Annotated in this window: 4 protein-coding genes; 3 read left to right on the forward strand and 1 reads right to left on the reverse strand. The window is 70.3% G+C overall.

All coding sequences use genetic code 11. From position 1 onward, the window contains the following. From infB to truB, 3 genes are all read left to right on the forward strand, one after another. On the forward strand, positions 1-2,037 hold a 2,037-nt coding region (gene infB, locus FV222_RS19110), incomplete at its 5' end, for a translation initiation factor IF-2 (RefSeq protein ID WP_147815401.1). Between the two features lie 117 nt (positions 2,038-2,154). Next, positions 2,155-2,589 (forward strand): 30S ribosome-binding factor RbfA, encoded by a 435-nt coding sequence (rbfA, locus tag FV222_RS19115; protein WP_147763713.1) that lies wholly within the window; start codon positions 2,155-2,157, stop codon positions 2,587-2,589. Between the two features lie 82 nt (positions 2,590-2,671). Next, complete coding sequence (truB, locus tag FV222_RS19120; protein ID WP_147815402.1) at positions 2,672-3,703, forward strand: tRNA pseudouridine(55) synthase TruB; 1,032 nt, start codon at positions 2,672-2,674, stop codon at positions 3,701-3,703. A gap of 61 nt (positions 3,704-3,764) precedes the next feature. On the opposite strand, the gene FV222_RS29835 is transcribed toward truB, so the two are convergent. Then, complete coding sequence (locus tag FV222_RS29835) at positions 3,765-3,911, reverse strand: hypothetical protein (RefSeq protein WP_187277381.1); 147 nt, start codon at positions 3,909-3,911, stop codon at positions 3,765-3,767. Positions 3,912-4,065: the final 154 nt, after the last annotated feature.

The following is a 4,065-nucleotide window of genomic DNA, read 5'->3' on the forward strand; positions in this document are numbered from 1 at the left end:
TCCTCGTTCGCCGCGCGTCCGGCCGGCCGTCCGGCGGCGAACGAGGACGAGAGCGAGACCAAGCGCGTCATCCGCCGTCCCGGCATGCCGCTGAAGATCATCACGCCGCCCAAGACCCCGAAGCAGCCCGGCGGCGACCGCAGCCGCGGCCGTCTCACCATCGCGACCGCGACGTCCGGTGAGGACGAGCGCACCCGTTCGATCGCTTCCTTCCGCCGTCGCCAGCAGCGCATGAGCGGCAGCCGGCACGTCGAGCAGAAGGAGAAGCTGTCGCGTGAGGTGACGATCCCGGAGACGATCACGATCCAGGAGCTCGCCAACCGCATGTCGGAGCGTGCGGTGGACGTGATCCGCCTGCTGATGAAGCAGGGCGAGATCCACAAGATCACCGACGTGATCGATTCGGACGCGGCGCAGCTCATCGCCGAGGAGATGGGCCACACCGTGCGCCGCGTCGCCGAGTCGGACGTGGAAGAGGGCCTGACCTCCGACGAGCCGGATCTCGACGAGGATCTCGATCCCCGTCCCCCGGTCGTCACGATCATGGGTCACGTCGATCACGGCAAGACCTCGCTCCTCGACGCGATCCGCAAGGAGCACGTGGTCGACGGCGAGGCCGGCGGCATCACCCAGCACATCGGCGCCTATCAGGTCGCGTCGCCGTCCGGTGACATGGTCACCTTCATCGACACCCCCGGCCACGCGGCCTTTACCTCGATGCGCGCCCGCGGCGCCAAGGTGACGGACATCGTCGTGCTGGTGGTGGCGGCCGACGACGGCGTGATGCCCCAGACCATCGAGGCGATCCAGCACGCCAAGGCGGCGGGCGTTCCGCTCATCCTGGCGATCAACAAGATCGACAAGCCCGAGGCGAACCCGCAGCGCGTCCGCACCGAGCTGCTGCAGCACGACATCCAGGTCGAGTCGATGGGCGGCGAGACCCTGGAGTTCGAGGTCTCGGCCAAGACCGGCGACGGCCTGCCCGACCTGCTCGAGGGCCTGCAACTGCAGGCCGAGATCATGAACCTGCGCGCCAACGAGAAGCGCGACGGCGAGGGCACGGTCATCGAGGCCAAGCTCGATCGCGGCCGCGGGCCCGTGGCCACCGTGCTGGTGCAGCGCGGCACCCTGTTCACCGGCGACATCGTCGTCGCCGGCGCCGAGTGGGGTCGCGTCCGCGCGCTGATCGACGACCAGGGCGAGAACATCCAGTATGCCGGGCCGTCGGTCCCGGTGGAGGTCCTCGGCTTCAACGGCACGCCCGATGCCGGCGACCGCGTGATCGTGGTGCCGAGCGAGGCCCGCGCCCGCGAGGTCACCGAGTACCGCGCCCGGACCAAGCGCGAGCGCCAGAACGCCCGCACGGGCGGCGCCAACCGCTCGCTCGTCGACATGATGCGCGACCTGAAGGAAGGCGCCGGCCGCAAGGAGCTGCCGGTCATCATCAAGGGCGACGTGCAGGGCTCGGTCGAGGCGATCTCCGGCGCGCTGGAGAAACTCGGCAACGACGAGGTCTCGGCGCGCATCCTGCTCGCCGGCGTCGGCGGCATCACCGAGTCGGACGTGACGCTGGCGACCGCCTCCAAGGCGGTCGTGATCGGCTTCAACATCCGCGCCCACAAGGAGGCGCGGGAGCTCGCCGAGCGCAACGACGTCGAGATCCGCTACTACAACATCATCTACGACCTCGTGGACGACATCAAAGCGACCCTGTCGGGCATGCTGCCTCCGACGCTCCGCGAGGAGCGCCTGGGCGAAGCCTTCATCCAGGAGATCTTCGAGGTCTCGAAGGTCGGCAAGGTCGCCGGTTGCCGCGTCTCCGACGGCGTGGTCCAGCGCGGCGCCCATGTACGCCTGATCCGCGACAGCGTGGTGATCCACGAGGGCAAGCTCTCGACGCTGAAGCGCTTCAAGGACGACGCGAAGGAAGTCACGTCGGGCCAGGATTGCGGCATGGCGTTCGAGAACTTCGAGAACATGCGCGCTGGCGACACCATCGAGTGCTACCGGGTCGAAGAGATCCGCCGCACGCTCTGATCGCGTTCGACAGCGCATCGACACGGCGGCCGCGGCTCCTGCCGCGGCCGTCTTTTTTCGTATTCCCGTCCCGCCCCGTCCGCCCGCCGGACGGCCTTGCGCGAGACCGAAGAGACCATGGCCCAGAAACCCAACCCGACCGGCCCGACCCTGCGGCAGCAGCGCATCGCCGAACTCGTGCGCCACGCGCTCGCCGAAGTGCTCCAGCGCGGCGACATCCAGGATCCGGTGCTCGGCAGCCACGTGGTGACCGTGCCCGAGGTTCGGATGTCGCCCGATCTGAAGCTCGCCACAGCCTACGTCATGCCGCTCGGCGGCATGGACGAGGCGCCGGTGATCGCCGCGCTCGATCGCAACCGCAAGGCGCTCCGCCAGGAGGTCGCCCGGCGGGTGAACCTCAAATTCGCCCCGGAGTTGCGCTTTCTACGCGACGACACGTTCGATGAGGCCGCCCGGATCGACGCGCTGCTGCGCAACGAGCGCGTCCAGCGCGACCTCGACAAGGGTTCGCCGGACGAGGACGACGCGGACGGCGACGACCGACGCACCTGACGCGGCCCCGGAGGTCAGGCGCACCCGCCTGGACCCCGTTTCGCCGACCCACGTAAAAAGCATGACGCCGACCGAGGTTTCCATGAACGACGTCCCGACCTCAGAGCATCCGGCATCGACCCCCGAGATCCCGTCATCGGGCGAGCGCCGCGGTGACGAAGGCCGTCGCCCGCCCCGCGGTGGTCCGCGCTCCGACCGGCCGAAGAAGCGCGACGTGTCGGGCTGGGTCATCCTCGACAAGGGCGTCGGCATGACCTCGACGCACGCGGTCGCGGTGGTGAAGCGCGCCTTCAACGCCAAGAAGGCGGGGCATGCCGGCACCCTCGATCCGCTGGCCTCCGGCATCCTGCCGATCGCGCTGGGCGAGGCCACCAAGACCGTTCCCTTCGTGATGGACGGCCGCAAGGCCTACCGCTTCACCGTGAGTTGGGGCATCGAGACCGACACGGACGACGCCGAGGGGCGCCCGGTGGCGACGAGCGACGATCGCCCGACCCGCGAAGCGGTCGAGGCCGCGCTGCCGAGCTTCGTCGGCGCGATCGAGCAGGTGCCGCCGCGCTATTCGGCGATCAAGATTCAGGGCGAACGCGCCTACGACCTCGCTCGCGACGGCGAGGTGGTCGAGTTGGTGGCCCGCCCGGTGCAGATCGACCGCCTCGCGGTCGTCGAGCACGATGGCGACCGCACGGTGATCGAGGCTGAATGCGGCAAGGGCACCTATGTGCGGGCGCTGGCGCGCGATCTCGGCCGCATGCTCGGCTGCCGCGGCCACGTCTCGGCCCTGCGCCGAACCCGGGTCGGGCCGTTCACGGAGGCCGATTCCTGCAACGTCGCCGGCCTCGACGCGGCCGGCCCCGAGGGCAGCCTCGCGCACCTGATGCCGGTGGAGACCGCGCTCGATGCGATCGCCTCCGTCTCGGTCTCGCGCGACATGGCGATGCGCCTGATGCGCGGCCAGTCGGTGATCTTGCGCGGCCGCGACGCGCCGGTCGAGGGCAAGATCTTCGCGACCTGCGGTGGCATCCTGGTCGCGGTGGGCGACGTCGAGCGCGGCGAGCTCGTGCCCCACCGGGTGTTCCACCTCGGCGGCACCGCAGCGGGCCGGGCCTCCTGACGTAGAAGGGATGATCGCGACGCCCTTCCTACTCCGCAGGGGGCAGCGGAAGAGGCGCGCGCTACCCCTCGCGGTCGGTCCGCGTCGCTTCGGCCGCGCGGTCCCGCCGCATGCCGCGCCGGAGCGACACGAGCTGCCAGATCGCCAGCCCGAGGGCGAGGGCGAAGACGAGCCCGATGTCGAAGACCGCGAAGAGCGGGTCGGTCATGCCGTCTCGCGGCCCGTCCCCTCACGCTCGCGCAGCGCCTCGATCATCTCGAGCACCCGCACCGCCTGGCCCGGGATGTCCCACCAGGGGCGGCCCAGCGGCATGCGCGCCGGCACGGCTTCGATGAGGTAGGCGGTCTCGGGCAGGCTGGGCG

It is taken from the genome of Methylobacterium sp. WL103 (assembly GCF_008039885.1).
Lineage (GTDB): Bacteria > Pseudomonadota > Alphaproteobacteria > Rhizobiales > Beijerinckiaceae > Methylobacterium > Methylobacterium cerastii.

What these genes read in the sequence shown, in the direction of transcription:
- rbfA (WP_147763713.1), top strand. Translation starts at nt 2,155, where the DNA reads ATGGCCCAGAAACCCAACCCGACCGGCCCGACCCTGCGGCAGCAGCGC.
- truB (WP_147815402.1), top strand. Translation starts at nt 2,672, where the DNA reads ATGAACGACGTCCCGACCTCAGAGCATCCGGCATCGACCCCCGAGATC.
- FV222_RS29835 (WP_187277381.1), bottom strand. Translation starts at nt 3,911, where the DNA reads ATGACCGACCCGCTCTTCGCGGTCTTCGACATCGGGCTCGTCTTCGCC.